At 40.5% G+C, this 13,401-nt stretch carries 11 protein-coding genes; 6 read left to right on the top strand and 5 right to left on the bottom strand.

From position 1 onward, the window contains the following. Positions 1 to 265 precede the first annotated feature (265 nt). Positions 266 to 1,192: a radical SAM protein gene (locus tag H7O61_RS04440; RefSeq protein WP_001961307.1), complete on the bottom strand. Its 927-nt coding sequence runs from the start codon at positions 1,190 to 1,192 to the stop codon at positions 266 to 268. After that, the gene (topA, locus tag H7O61_RS04435; RefSeq protein WP_187875259.1) at positions 1,185 to 3,395 is read right to left on the bottom strand and encodes a type I DNA topoisomerase; all 2,211 of its coding nucleotides are present in this window, start codon (positions 3,393 to 3,395) and stop codon (positions 1,185 to 1,187) included. The genes H7O61_RS04440 and topA overlap by 8 nt, the downstream gene beginning before the upstream one ends. Before the next feature lie 166 nt (positions 3,396 to 3,561). Between topA and H7O61_RS04430 the strand changes: the two genes are divergently transcribed. Both H7O61_RS04430 and H7O61_RS04425 read left to right on the top strand, forming a co-directional pair. Next, positions 3,562 to 5,106 carry a flagellin B gene (locus H7O61_RS04430; RefSeq protein WP_000010012.1) on the top strand — a complete coding sequence of 515 codons (1,545 nt, stop codon included), beginning with the start codon at positions 3,562 to 3,564 and terminating at the stop codon, positions 5,104 to 5,106. A 60-nt stretch (positions 5,107 to 5,166) separates the two neighbouring features. Further along, the gene (locus tag H7O61_RS04425; protein ID WP_187875258.1) at positions 5,167 to 7,050 is read left to right on the top strand and encodes a motility associated factor glycosyltransferase family protein; all 1,884 of its coding nucleotides are present in this window, start codon (positions 5,167 to 5,169) and stop codon (positions 7,048 to 7,050) included. A gap of 9 nt (positions 7,051 to 7,059) precedes the next feature. Here the strand turns inward: H7O61_RS04425 and H7O61_RS04420 are convergent, their stop codons facing one another. Further along, positions 7,060 to 7,353: a hypothetical protein gene (locus tag H7O61_RS04420; RefSeq protein WP_187875257.1), complete on the bottom strand. Its 294-nt coding sequence runs from the start codon at positions 7,351 to 7,353 to the stop codon at positions 7,060 to 7,062. A gap of 20 nt (positions 7,354 to 7,373) precedes the next feature. After that, positions 7,374 to 8,003, bottom strand: a complete 630-nt coding sequence (locus H7O61_RS04415) for a class II aldolase and adducin N-terminal domain-containing protein (protein WP_181346627.1) — start codon at positions 8,001 to 8,003, stop codon at positions 7,374 to 7,376. A 228-nt stretch (positions 8,004 to 8,231) separates the two neighbouring features. Here H7O61_RS04415 and H7O61_RS04410 point away from each other — a divergent pair, with 228 nt between their 5' ends. Genes H7O61_RS04410 through dnaK form a run of 3 tightly spaced genes read left to right on the top strand, consistent with a single transcriptional unit; the run spans position 8,232 to position 11,530 of the window. Then, positions 8,232 to 9,062, top strand: coding sequence for an HrcA family transcriptional regulator (locus H7O61_RS04410; protein ID WP_187875256.1), 831 nt, complete (start codon positions 8,232 to 8,234; stop codon positions 9,060 to 9,062). Continuing rightward, positions 9,062 to 9,637, top strand: a complete 576-nt coding sequence (grpE, locus tag H7O61_RS04405) for a nucleotide exchange factor GrpE (RefSeq protein WP_001926895.1) — start codon at positions 9,062 to 9,064, stop codon at positions 9,635 to 9,637. Before H7O61_RS04410 ends, grpE begins: the two co-directional genes overlap by 1 nt. Before the next feature lie 30 nt (positions 9,638 to 9,667). Then, positions 9,668 to 11,530: a molecular chaperone DnaK gene (gene dnaK, locus H7O61_RS04400; protein WP_015086783.1), complete on the top strand. Its 1,863-nt coding sequence runs from the start codon at positions 9,668 to 9,670 to the stop codon at positions 11,528 to 11,530. Between the two features lie 245 nt (positions 11,531 to 11,775). Here the strand turns inward: dnaK and H7O61_RS04395 are convergent, their stop codons facing one another. Then, positions 11,776 to 12,351, bottom strand: coding sequence for a hypothetical protein (locus tag H7O61_RS04395; RefSeq protein WP_187875255.1), 576 nt, complete (start codon positions 12,349 to 12,351; stop codon positions 11,776 to 11,778). A 115-nt stretch (positions 12,352 to 12,466) separates the two neighbouring features. Here H7O61_RS04395 and H7O61_RS04390 point away from each other — a divergent pair, with 115 nt between their 5' ends. Beyond that, complete coding sequence (locus tag H7O61_RS04390) at positions 12,467 to 13,384, top strand: PLP-dependent cysteine synthase family protein (protein WP_187875254.1); 918 nt, start codon at positions 12,467 to 12,469, stop codon at positions 13,382 to 13,384. The last annotated feature ends 17 nt before the right edge of the window (positions 13,385 to 13,401 follow it).

Raw genomic sequence — 13,401 nt, 5'->3', positions numbered from 1 at the left:
ACTATCAAGGCGTATATAGAAAATCAAGGTTAGTTTCACTTAAGGTTTTTATATAGTTCCTAGCGGAACTAAAGCATTCATCCCAAACACTAAAGATATTTGGGATTTCTGCTTGGGTGGTTTTAAAAACATTACACCAAGTTTTTAATTATCTGTCGGCTTTTGAGGTTATTTTTTATGGTATGGTGCTATTTGGTAAAAGAGATCCTTATTTAAAAGCTTGAGCTATCCCTAAAGTAAGGTAACTACAAGCTACAAATGGAGGTTAAAACGCGCAATAAAACTCCAAAGAGCCGACTTTTTTAATCGTGATTTGCTTATGGTTTAATAAAGTTTCTAAATGCTTAAACGCACTAGGCTCTAAGATTAGGGGGGCTTCTTCTGTGCTTAAAGGACGTCTGGAAATTAAAGCGAGCAATTCGTCTATACCGCAAGAAACCAATTTTTTAGCTTGAGTAATGGATCGTTTAGGCAAACTCACGCAAAGCCCTTCAAAAAACAAAGAGCATTTTAATAATTCATCTTCGCTTAATTTAGGGGCTTTAAAGCTTGAGGGTCTGTCTATGGTGCTTAAATCCACTCTAGCGGTATTGATTTTTTTTAAAAAGGCGGCGATGAGCTTTAAATTATTCGCACTATCATTCACGCCCTTGATTAACAGCACTTCAGCCACTAGTTGCCCCTGATAGATTTGAGAAAAGCGCAAAATCCCCTCTAAAATCTTGTTAATGTCTTTGGAATAAGGCTTATCCACTCTTTCAAAGGCTTTCAAATCAATAGCGTCTAAAGAAAATTTAACGATGTCAAATTCCTTCAAGGCTTGTTGGACTTTTGGCTCATAAAAGAGTGAGCCATTGCTTAAAATCAAAGTTTTAACGCCCTTTAAAAAAGGCTTGATGCTTTGGATAAGCTCTAATAAATGAGGGTATAGCGTGGGTTCGCCATTAGCGGTAATGGTTAAAACATCAATGGGGGCGGTGAGGTTGTTTAGGGCGTTTTGAATAGCGTTAATCAAGGTTTCCACTTTGATCACTTCTTCCATGCGTTCAATGGGCTTGGCTTTACCCAACTCGCAATAAATGCAATTGTAATTGCATTGTTTTTTAGAGGGCGATAAATCCACGCCCAAAGACTTCCCAAAACGCCTGGATAAAACAGGCCCAAAAACGACAGGCGGATTTTCTTTAGCCATTATCTTCCTCTAAAAACACGCGTTCTTTGCATTGGATGCATTCATGCGCCTTTTTTTTGCGATACATTCTTTCACTCATCAAATAATGGCATTTCTCGCAACGCTTGTTGATAGGCTTATGGTTGGATAAAAAATTGCATTTAGGGTAATTGTTACAGCCATAAAACGAGCCTTTCCTGCTCCTTTTTAAGGCAATATCCCCCCCGCATTCTGGGCATTTCACGCCTCCTATTACTTCGTTTGCGTTAGGGGTGTTTTTTAACGATTTGGTGTTTTTGCATTCAGGGTAGTTGTTGCAAGCTAAAAACGCCCCGTTTCTGCTGAATTTTTGCACCATTTCCCCTCCGCATTTCTCGCACGATTCTTGATTGGCTCCATCATTGGCGTTTTCAGTCTGTTTGACATATTTGCATTTAGGGTAATTGTTGCAAGCGATAAATTCCCCATAACGGCTATTTTTTTTGACCAATTCCCCCCCGCATTTAGGGCATGATTGGCCGGTTTTTTCATGCACTTTTTGAGAGATGATATTCTTTTTCCCGGCTTCAATTTTATCCATAAAAGGGTAGTAAAAGTCCTTTAAGACTTGCTGATAGTCGGCTTTATTTTGAGCGATATTGTCCAGCTCCTCTTCTAAAGAAGCGCTGAATTTGGAATCCACGATTTCTTCAAAATGCTTTTCTAAAATTTCTATCACCTTAAAAGCGCTCTCTAAAGCACTGATTTGCTTTTTTTCTACCTTGATGTAGTCTCTGTTTTGTAAGAGGGAAATCGTTGGGGCGTAGGTGCTGGGCCTGCCTATGCCTAAACTTTCTAAAACTTTAATCAAACTCGCTTCTGAATAGCGTGCTGGAGGTTCTGTAACATGGGCGTTGCTCTCTAGTTTTTCTAATTTAATGGGATCATTTTCTTTCAAATTGGGGAGCAATTTGTCCTTATCGTCATTGCCTAAGATTTTATAATAGCCATCAAAAAGGAGTTTTCTCCCACTCGCCTTAAACTCGCCCTTTTCGCAAGCCACAACCACGCTTTGGCTTTCAAAAAGAGCGTCTTGCATTTGAGAAGCTAAAAAGCGTTTATAAATTAAGGTATAGAGCTTTAATTCTTCAGGCTTAAGGTAGTCTTTTAAAGCGTTTGGCTCTAAAATAATGGAAGTGGGCCTGATCGCTTCATGGGCTTCTTGGGCGTTTTTATTCTTGCTGGAATAAACTTTGGCTTTAGGGGGCAAGTAGTCTTTGCCATAGTTTTTTAAAATCTTAGCCCTCGCTTCTTCTAAAGCCTCTTTAGCGATATTCAAGCTATCCGTTCTCATATAAGTGATCACGCCCATAACGCCTTGTGGGGTGGCTACGCCTTCATATAATTTTTGAGCGATACTCATGGTTTTTGTGGGCGAAAAGCCTAAGAGACTGGAAGCGCTTTGCTGTAAAGTGGAAGTCATGAAAGGGGGCGGTGTGGGGGATTTTTTAGATTTTTTTACGATACTAGAAATAATATAGCTTTCTTTTTCCAATTCGCTTTTAATCTCATGGGCTTTTTTTTCATCAATGAGCTCTTGGGCTTTGAGTTTGTTACCCTTATAACTGATGAGTTGCGCTTCTAAATGCGGCTCAAACAAAGCGTCTAGCGTGAAGTAGGTTAAAGGCTTAAAGGCTTTGATTTCTCTTTCTCTATCAATCACAAGCTTTAAAGCCGCGCTTTGCACCCGCCCAGCGCTCAAGCCTTTAGTGATCTTTGATGAAATCAACGAGCTGAGCTTGAAACCCACGATCCGATCTAAAAAACGCCTGGCTTGTTGGGCATTGACCTTAGACATGTCAATTTGTCGTGGGGTTTTTAGAGCGTTTAAAATCGCATTTTGCGTGATCTCATGAAAAACAATCCTAGGATAGCTCTCCAATTTCCCCCCAATCAAACATGCCACATGATAGCCTATCGCTTCCCCTTCTCTGTCTTCATCGGTAGCGATATAAGTAATAGACGCTTTTTTAGAAAGCTCTATGATCTGTTTGACAAGCTCTTTGTGGTCTTTATCCACGACATAATTAGGAGTGAAGCCGGTTTCATCAATCTTGATGCCTAAAGCGAATTTGGATAAATCCCTGACATGCCCTTTAGAGGCAACAACTTCATAATTTTTATCCAAAAAATTTTTAATGGTTTTGGCTTTTGCTGGGGATTCTACGATAATAAGGTGCTTCATTGAACGCCTTTAATGGAATGTTTATACCTATTAATGAATGATTGTAGCATAGAATTTTGACTAAACGATTCATCAAACCATAAAATTCTATAACGGCGCTAAAAATCAAAGAGTTGGAACACCCTTTGCTTGACTAACAGCAAATATCTATGCAAAGGATGCAAACATGAGTTTTAGGATAAATACCAATATCGCCGCTTTAACTTCTCATGCGGTAGGGGTTCAAAACAACAGAGACCTTTCAAGCTCGCTTGAAAAGTTAAGCTCAGGGCTTAGGATCAATAAAGCCGCTGACGATTCTAGTGGGATGGCGATCGCTGATAGCTTAAGGAGTCAAAGCGCGAATTTAGGCCAAGCGATTCGCAACGCTAATGACGCTATTGGTATGGTTCAAACCGCAGATAAAGCGATGGATGAGCAAATCAAAATCTTAGACACCATTAAAACCAAAGCCGTTCAAGCCGCTCAAGACGGGCAAACTTTAGAAAGCCGAAGAGCACTCCAGAGCGATATTCAAAGGTTGTTAGAAGAACTAGACAATATCGCTAACACCACAAGCTTTAACGGCCAACAAATGCTTTCAGGAAGTTTTTCTAACAAAGAATTTCAAATTGGCGCGTATTCTAACACCACGGTTAAGGCGTCTATTGGCTCAACGAGCTCAGATAAGATTGGGCATGTGCGCATGGAAACTTCTTCTTTTAGTGGTGCAGGCATGCTCGCTAGCGCGGCGGCGCAAAACTTGACTGAAGTGGGTTTGAATTTCAAACAAGTCAATGGCGTGAATGATTATAAGATTGAAACCGTGCGCATTTCTACAAGCGCTGGCACAGGGATTGGGGCGTTAAGCGAGATCATCAACCGCTTTTCTAACACTCTAGGCGTTAGGGCTTCTTATAATGTCATGGCTACCGGTGGCACTCCCGTGCAATCAGGAACCGTGAGAGAGCTTACCATTAATGGCGTAGAAATTGGAACCGTGAATGATGTGCATAAAAACGACGCTGACGGCAGATTGACTAATGCGATCAACTCCGTCAAAGATCGCACCGGCGTGGAAGCGAGCATGGATATTCAAGGGCGCATTAATTTGCACTCCATTGATGGGCGCGCGATTTCAGTGCATGCAGCGAGCGCGAGCGGTCAGGTTTTTGGGGGAGGGAATTTTGCGGGGATTTCTGGGACACAGCATGCGGTTATTGGGCGCTTAACCTTGACGAGAACCGACGCTAGAGACATCATCGTGAGCGGTGTGAATTTTAGTCATGTGGGCTTTCATTCCGCTCAAGGGGTGGCGGAATACACCGTGAATTTGAGGGCGGTTAGGGGCATTTTTGATGCGAATGTGGCTTCAGCAGCCGGAGCGAACGCTAATGGCGCGCAAGCGGAGACCAATTCTCAAGGTATAGGAGCCGGGGTAACAAGCCTTAAAGGGGCGATGATTGTGATGGACATGGCGGATTCTGCGCGCACGCAATTAGACAAGATCCGCTCGGATATGGGTTCGGTGCAAATGGAATTGGTTACCACCATTAACAATATTTCTGTAACCCAAGTGAATGTTAAAGCGGCTGAATCTCAGATCAGAGATGTGGATTTTGCTGAAGAGAGCGCGAACTTTTCTAAATACAATATTTTGGCACAAAGCGGGAGTTTTGCTATGGCGCAAGCGAATGCGGTGCAACAAAATGTCTTAAGGCTTTTACAATAACAGCCCTTGATTCAAAGGGGCGTTAGCCCTTTTTATAAGTTATTTTTATAAGTTAAAATAATGGATATTTATCAAAAAAACTTACAAGCTCTTTTCAAAAAAGACCCTCTCTTGTTCGCAAAGCTCAAAGCCATTAAAGAAAACAAAAAATACGAAGTGTTTTTAGGGAATGATAGCGCGAATTTCAACCTCTTAGATAAAGAAACAAACACCCCCTTATTTGAAAAAAGCCCGCTAGATTCAAGCTTAGAGCTATACAAAAATAGCGAAATTCACATGCTTTATCCTTATTTGTATTATTTTGGCTTGGGTAATGGGGTGTTTTATCGCTTGCTTTTAGGCAATGGCAATTTAAAACGCTTGGTGGTCATTGAGCCTGAAATAGAGGTTATTTTCATCGTGCTGAATCTCTTGGATTTTTCCACTGAGATTTTAGAAAATCGTTTGATTTTGTTGCATGCGGGTTTTTGCAATTACAACATGATCGCTTCATTGTTTGATATGGATAAAAAATCTCGTTTATACGCAAGAATGTATGATTTAAAACTTTTTAACGCTTATTATGAACGATACTCTAGTCAAATGATAGAAATCAACCAGCATTTCACGCGCGCTTTAGAGCATGGTGCTATTAGCGTAGGCAATGACGCTAAAGACGCGCTTATAGGCATCAAACAGCATGCCGCTAATCTGCCTGAAGTCATCAAAAGCCCTAGTTTAGTGGATTTTGTGAATGCTTTGAAAAACAGAGACACCGCGATTATTGTCTCAACCGGGCCCAGTTTGAACAAGCAACTCCCCCTTTTAAAAGAAATCGCCCCTTATGCGACGCTTTTTTGCATAGACGCTTCTTTCCCTATTTTAGCCAGAGCCGGTATCAAGCCTGATATTGTGCTGTCTTTAGAAAGGGTGGATTTAACGGCGAAATTCTATGAAGAAACCCCCTTAGATTTTCAAGAAGGCGTTATCTTTGCTTTGACTTCCATTGTGCATAAACGATTGATTAAAGCGATTCAAAAAGGGGTTAAGCAATTCAGTTTCCGCCCCTTTGGCTATACCAACCTTTTTGATTTGCACCAATATGGTTATGTGGGCATAGGCATGAGCGCAGCGAACATGGCGTATGAATTAGTGGTGCATTCTCGTTTCAAAAGGTGCGTGTTTATCGGGCAAGATTTGAGCTTTTCACAAAGCGGTAGCAGCCATGCCAGTGGGGCAATTTATGGCGATAGAGAGATTAAGCCTAAAAAAGATAAGGATAAGATTTTTATAGAAAAATACGGGGGTAATGGGGAAGTAGAAACCACTTTAGTGTGGAAACTTTTCTTAGAATTTTTTGAAAAAGATATTTTCAACACGCCCTATAAATTAGAAGTCATTAACGCTACTGAAGGGGGGGCTAGGATTAAAGGGACTAAAGAAATGCCTTTTAAAGAAGTGTGTGAAAAAATAGACAAATCCAAGCCAAAGCCCCCTATCAATCTGATCTATCCCACTAAATCAGAACAGGCTAAAAATTTAAGGATCGCTAAACAAAAATGCGAAGAAATCATCAAATACGCCAATGAGAAAAAAACTCAAGTTGAAGAAGTGTTTTTGAAAGTGGCGCCATTTTTAGAAGAAGTGGAAAAGCTTCATGAAGAAAAAAAATTAGAAGAGCTGGATTTTAAAGCATTAGAAAATTTGAGCGCTGAAATTGATAACATTAAAGAGCTTTTTGATGACAAGCAATTCAATTCGTATTTTATGGATGCGATACAATCTTACATCTTCCACCAGGAATTGCATATCGCTGAAATCGTGTGTAAAAAAACGAATAATGAAGACGAATTAAGGGCTAAGCAATTGGAATACATTTACGCGCACAAATACTGGCTTTTTAGTTTAGCGGGCGGGATTGATTGCGTGATAGAAGCGATCAAAATGGCTTTAAAAGAATGGTAAAACCCCTTTTTAAGCGTATGTGTCTAGGCTGGAATAAATTTCAGGGACATTTCCGCCATCAACAAGGTTTTTTTCAACTTGGGATTTATCTTTAATCTCGCCGTCATTATTGATAGTATTTAAAGCTTGTAACCTGTCAAAATCAGGGGCGTTTTGCGTATTATCTTGGCTGAAACCATCTTGAATACTGCTTTGTTGTAAATCTTGCTCTACTTGATTCCTATCCTTTATGGTTGCGTCATTATTGATATTGTTCAGGGTTTGGAGCTGTGTGAAATTAGGGGTGTAGGTGTTGATGGTCATGTTTTATCCTTTTTAGTTTTTTACACGCTCAATCGTGGATCATCATTATAGCAATAATCCATTAAATCGCCCAGTCGTAAAACCTTGCATGAGTTTTCAATCAAATCAAAAACTTCCATGAGTTTAGAAAGCTCCCTGTGGTAGGCAAAAATCCCACACCCCTTAATGAAGACAAAATATTTTTTGCTCTCTTGCAGTTGGCGTAAAATTTCTGTATCCGCTCTTTCTTGCCAGCTGTCATAGTCTTTGGGGTTAAAAATGGAAATTTCTTCGCCCAAAGAACGATACCCTAAATAATCTCTAGGGAGCAATCGGTTGTGGCGCAAGGAATACGCCAAACTATAAGGAGGGCGCGCATAAGCGATGAATTTAGCGTCCAAGAACTCCCTATACACGCTCGCATGAATGGGCGAATCCAGGCTCGCTTCTTTCCAGCGATAATCAATTTTGTCATGCAAAACCAACAAGGTGTTTTCATTCAATTGATCAAAAACAGCGTTCCTTTTATTGATCACAAATTGATTCGTGCCAATGCGCGCTGAAATAGAGCCTTGATAAAGCCCAAAAAAACCCTTTCTAAACATGGATAATGAAATGCTTTTGAGCGAATGAATCAGATTGCTGTCAATGCCTCTTGTGTGTGTGTTCATGTTTAGCATGATAACAAGTTTTGTTCGTTTTGTCTAATAGAGGGCATAAGTTAGGGGATCGCTAAAATTAAATTAACTCTATAAAAAATCCTAATTTAATACTAGTAAATAAATTTAGTGATATAGACTAAACTTTAAAGAAAAATCGGGTAATTTTTATCACTTTTTTAAAACAAGTGATAGATTATTAACTTTTTATGCTATAATGCGAGGGTTCTTTCATCAAGAATGGTGATTGACGAGATTTTTCAAATAATGATGTTAAGAAGAATTAAAGTAGGTTCTGATTTGAATAAAAAAGAAAGTTTGTTAGATGCGTTTGTTAAAACCTATCTGCAGACTTTAGAACCCATTAGTTCTAAACGCTTAAAAGAGTTGGCAAACTTGAAAATATCTTGCGCGACGATCAGGAACTATTTTCAAACCCTTTCTAAAGAGGGCATGCTCTATCAAGCCCATTCTAGTGGCGCTAGATTGCCCACTTTTAAGGCGTTTGAAAACTATTGGCAAAAGTCGTTGCGCTTTGAAGTTTTAAGGGTAAATGAAAAACGCTTAAAAAGCGCGAGTGAAAATTTTAGGCTTTTTACGCTGTTAAAAAAACCGAGTTTGGAGCGTTTAGAAAGAGTCATTGAGTGCGAAAAACGCTTTTTGATTTTGGACTTTTTGGCGTTTTCTTGCACGATGAGTTACAGCGTTAAAATGGAAAAGTTTTTATTAGAGCTTGTGGGTAGAAGCGTTAAAGAAGTGCGCTCAATCGCTGCTTCTGTCAATGCGTTGAGTTTGGCTAGGCAATTAGAGCGCTTGGAGTATTCCAACACGCAAATCACACGCTTTAATCTAATGGGGTTAAAAACGCTTTTAAACAGCCCTTTATTTTTTGACATTTTAGAGGGTAAGGTTTTGGAGCGTTTCAAAAAAGGGTTGCATTTTATAGAGCCTGATTGCATGCTAGTAACGCGCCCTATAGAATTTCAAAACGAGCGAGCGCAACTGCTTTGCGTGGGGAAATTGGAATGCGACTATGAAGGGTTTTTTCAAACGATTTCTAAGGAGGAATAATGAAAGATGAACACAACCAAGAACACGATCATTTAAGCCCAAAAGAGCCGGAGTCTTATCAAAAGGCTTGCGCTTGCAAAGAACAACAAGGTGAAGAAAAGCAAGAAGCGAGCGAAAAAGAAGGCGAGATCAAGGAAGATTTTGAGCTTAAATACAAGGAAATGCATGAACAATATTTAAGAGTACATGCGGATTTTGAAAACGTGAAAAAGCGCTTAGAAAGAGACAAGAGCATGGCGTTAGAGTATGCGTATGAAAAAATCGCATTGGATCTATTGCCGGTGATTGATGCACTTCTTGGGGCTCATAAGAGCGCTGTAGAAGTGGATAAAGAGAGCGCTTTAACCAAAGGCTTGGAGCTTACGATGGAAAAGTTGCATGAAGTTTTAGCAAGGCATGGCATTGAGGGGATTGAATGCTTAGAAGAATTTGATCCTAATTTCCACAATGCGATCATGCAAGTCAAAAGCGAAGAAAAAGAAAACGGGAAAATCGTGCAGGTTTTGCAACAGGGTTACAAGTATAAGGGTAGGGTTTTGAGGCCGGCAATGGTGAGCATTGCTAAAAACGATTAAAACATTTATTTTAATAAGAAAGGATAACGCATGGGAAAAGTTATTGGAATTGATTTAGGGACAACCAACTCCGCAATGGCGGTTTATGAAGGCAATGAAGCAAAGATTATTGCTAATAAAGAGGGTAAAAACACCACTCCTTCTATTGTGGCTTTTACGGATAAGGGCGAGATTTTAGTGGGCGAGAGCGCCAAAAGACAAGCGGTAACCAATCCAGAAAAAACCATTTATTCTATTAAAAGAATCATGGGCTTGATGTTTAATGAAGATAAGGCTAAAGAAGCCGAAAAACGCTTGCCTTATAAGATTGTGGATAGGAATGGGGCTTGCGCGATTGAGATTTCGGGTAAAGTTTATACCCCTCAAGAGATTTCAGCCAAAATTTTAATGAAGCTCAAAGAAGACGCTGAAAGTTATTTGGGCGAGAGCGTTACTGAAGCGGTTATCACCGTTCCTGCTTATTTTAACGACAGCCAAAGGAAAGCGACTAAAGAAGCCGGCACGATTGCAGGGCTTAATGTTTTAAGGATCATCAATGAACCTACAAGCGCGGCGTTAGCTTATGGCTTGGATAAAAAAGAGAGCGAAAAAATCATGGTTTATGATTTGGGTGGGGGGACTTTTGATGTTACCGTTTTAGAAACAGGCGATAATGTCGTAGAAGTTTTAGCCACAGGGGGCGATGCGTTTTTAGGGGGCGATGATTTTGACAATCGTGTGATTGATTTCTTGGCGAGTGAGTTTAAAAGCGAAACGGGGATTGAAATTAAAAACGATGTGATGGCGTTGCAACGCTTGAAAGAAGCGGCTGAAAACGCTAAAAAAGAATTGAGCTCTGCGATGGAGACTGAAATCAATTTGCCCTTTATCACCGCAGACGCTACCGGGCCTAAACACTTGGTGAAAAAACTCACTAGGGCTAAATTTGAAAGCTTGACAGAAGATCTAGTGGAAGAAACGATTTCTAAAATTGAAAGCGTGATCAAAGACGCAGGGCTAACCAAAAATGAGATTTCAGAAGTGGTGATGGTGGGCGGCTCCACTCGTATCCCTAAAGTCCAAGAAAGGGTGAAAGCCTTTATCAACAAAGATTTGAATAAAAGCGTCAATCCTGATGAAGTCGTGGCGGTGGGCGCGAGCATTCAAGGGGGCGTGTTAAAAGGCGATGTGAAAGATGTGCTTTTATTAGATGTTACGCCTTTAAGCCTTGGGATTGAAACTTTAGGGGGCGTGATGACTAAAGTGATTGATAGGGGCACGACTATCCCGGCGAAAAAATCTCAAGTGTTCTCAACCGCTGAAGACAACCAGCCCGCTGTGTCTATTATGGTTTTACAAGGCGAAAGGGATTTGGCAAGGGATAATAAATCGTTGGGTAAATTTGATTTGCAAGGCATCGCACCCGCTCCAAGAGGCGTGCCGCAAATTGAAGTAACCTTTGATATTGACGCTAACGGGATTTTAACCGTGTCAGCGCAAGATAAAAATACCGGTAAAAGCCAAGAGATTAAAATTTCTGGCTCTAGCGGGTTGTCTGATAGCGAGATTGAAAAAATGGTTAAAGACGCTGAATTGCACAAAGAAGAAGACGCTAGGAAAAAAGAAGTGATTGAAGCGAGAAACCATGCCGATAGTTTGGCACACCAAACCCAAAAGAGCCTTGATGAGCATAAAACGAATTTGAATGAAAACGACGCTAACGAGATCCAAAACGCCATTAACGCCCTTAAAGAGTGCGTCAAAAACGATAATGCTACTAAAGCGGAGCTTGAAGACAAGACAAAAGCGTTAGCGCAAGCGGCTCAAAAATTAGGCGAAGCTATGGCGAATAAAAACAACGCCGAGCAGCCCAAGAAAAAAGACGATGATGTGATTGATGCGGAAGTGGAATAAAATTTAAACGCGCTTAAAAACTTCTTTCAAGCGAGCGGTTTTAATCAAAACCTGCTTGCTTTTCTCATTTTCATCAATGGGATACCGATTGCAAAATCTAACAAACACTCAAAGCGTTTTTTAATCCAAATATCAAAACTTGATTGTAACCAAACGATAGCTTTTTTAAGGTTTAGCTTAAAAGCGTTGGTGGGATTTTAGGAAAATCCCTTATGAGAGAGTTCTTTTTGGTATGGGGGGGTGTTTTAATGGCTTGCACTAGATGGCTCTAACTCAAAATGTGCAGTGGGGATTTGATTAAATTCGTTAGCAAAGCGTAAAAAATCGTTGGTAATGTTTTCAAGATGGGATTCTAAATCGTCATAGCTCTCTTGGTAGTATGCATCTCCATTAGGATCAATGATTTTGTCATACACCAAGCATTTTTGACACTCTTTTTCCCCATTCTCCTCTATGGATCGACCTATGCAAAGAGAAATCTTTTTCAAATCTTTCCAACAGTAAGCAAGCCAAAGGTAAAAACCTTTTTTTGGGGTTGGTTTTTCACCATTGACAAACCCTTCCCCTAAAATATCCTGACGGCAAAAGGCGATGGATGGCTCATAGGATAAGTCCCAAGAGCCAAGACTGATTTTACACGCATAACCCCATGGCGCTAAAAACTTGTTCAGCCCGTTTTGGCATGAAGCATACTTTGGTATCTTTGGTTTTTTACCCGTTTGTTTTTTCTCTTGCACTTTAGCGTCTATTAGCGCTACAAACTCTCTCAACAAGTCTTGAAACGCTTTTCTTTGCTTCTCATTCCATTCTATCGTTTCCATGAAAGCTCCTTATCGATCTTAATAAGCCAACATTTTACCCTAAATCTTACTCCATTTAACGAGTTTAGGCATAATCGCTAAAATTGAGTTTTATTGTTTATTATTAGGAGGAATAATGATCCTTACCGCAATGCAAGACGCCATAGGCCGCACCCCCATTTTTAAATTCACCAGAAAGGATTACCCCATTCCATTAAAGTCCGCCATTTACGCTAAATTAGAGCATCTAAACCCAGGAGGGAGCGTTAAAGATCGCTTAGGCCAATATCTCATAAAAGAAGCGTTTAGAACGCACAAAATCACTTCCACAACGACCATCATTGAGCCTACCGCAGGCAATACCGGCATCGCTCTAGCTTTAGTGGCAATCAAGCACCATCTCAAAACCATCTTTGTTGTCCCGGAAAAATTCAGCGTAGAAAAACAGCAAATCATGAGAGCTTTGGGGGCTTTAGTGATCAATACGCCTACTAGCGAGGGGATTTCTGGCGCCATTAAAAAAAGTAAAGAGTTAGCCGAAAGTATCCCTGATAGCTATTTGCCCTTGCAATTTGAAAACCCTGATAATCCCGCAGCCTACTACCACACCCTAGCCCCTGAAATTGTCCAAGAATTAGGCACAAATTTTACGAGCTTTGTAGCCGGGATAGGGAGTGGTGGCACTTTTGCAGGCACAGCTAAGTATTTGAAAGAACACATCCCTAACATTCGCTTGATTGGGGTGGAGCCGGAGGGTTCTATTTTGAATGGGGGAGAGCCTGGACCCCATGAGATTGAGGGCATTGGCGTGGAGTTCATCCCTCCTTTTTTCGCAAACTTGGATATTGATCGTTTTGAAACAATCTCAGATGAAGAGGGTTTTAGCTATACTAGGAAGTTAGCTAAGAAAAACGGCTTATTAGTGGGGAGCTCTAGTGGGGCAGCTTTTGCAGCAGCTTTAAAAGAGGTGCAACGCCTCCCCGAAGGCAGCCAGGTTTTAACCATTTTCCCGGACATGGCCGATCGTTATCTTTCTAAAGGTATTTATTCATGAATTCATCAAAAGGAAAA

The organism is Helicobacter pylori, from assembly GCF_014496965.1.
Classification (GTDB): domain Bacteria; phylum Campylobacterota; class Campylobacteria; order Campylobacterales; family Helicobacteraceae; genus Helicobacter; species Helicobacter pylori_CZ.
Note: the sequence above shows the minus strand (reverse complement) of the source record. Positions and strands in the feature narration are given on the sequence as shown.